Raw genomic sequence first — 779 nt, forward strand, 5'->3', positions numbered from 1 at the left:
GCACCGCAGGGTATTCGACGCGATGGCCGTCGAACTTTTGTTGGTTTTCGCGAGGCGCCGCTTGTACGGGTAGGCGCCGTCGGCCGTGGCACCCGTGTGTCACGGCCGTCCGGTCGACGTGCGAGTCGGCAATCCGGGGCATTCATGAATAGCCGATCGGATGACATGCCCGCCCCGGTGCCGGCCGTAGCGTCGAGGACATGAACATCGCTCGCATCTCCCGCCGCTCCGCTCTCACCGCATCCGCGATCGCGATCGCCGTGTCCGCCCTGGTGCCCGTCTCGGCCATGGCGGCCGACGCGTCCGCCGCACCGGCCCCCGCTTCCGCGTCCGCGAAGCTGAAGGCCGCGACTCCGTCCGACGTGCTCGCCTCCACCCCGTGGAAGACCACCGGCGCCGTCGACCAGGACGGCAACCGTGTCGCCCTCGACGACCCGGCCGTGTCGAACTTCGTGGGCTGGGCGTACTTCGACGCCGACGGCACGTACACCATGTACAACCTCGATGACAGCCCCAAGCTGCACGGTGACTGGACCGTCACCCCCGACGGCTCCGAGCGCTGGATCAACGCGAAGGACGCGAACGGCAAGGTGCTCTTCGAGCGCACCGTCCCGATCACCCAGCTCGACAAGAACGTGTTCACCTACCGCGTCTTCCCGAACGCCGGCGACACCAGCGTGTACTACGACATCGTCCACACCAAGACCAACCACGTCGAGCCCGGCACCGACGGCCGCGGCCCCGGCGCGAACGGCAACCAGGGCGGCAACGGCGAGTAC

General features: G+C 68.4%; 1 protein-coding gene. It reads left to right on the forward strand.

From position 1 onward, the window contains the following. Positions 1 to 200 precede the first annotated feature (200 nt). A partial coding sequence (locus ACFW9D_RS38120) for a DUF4822 domain-containing protein (protein WP_384630049.1) occupies positions 201 to 779 on the forward strand: 579 nt, incomplete at its 3' end.

The organism is Streptomyces sp. NPDC059524 (assembly GCF_042749255.1).
Taxonomy (GTDB): Bacteria; Actinomycetota; Actinomycetes; order Streptomycetales; family Streptomycetaceae; genus Streptomyces; species Streptomyces xanthii.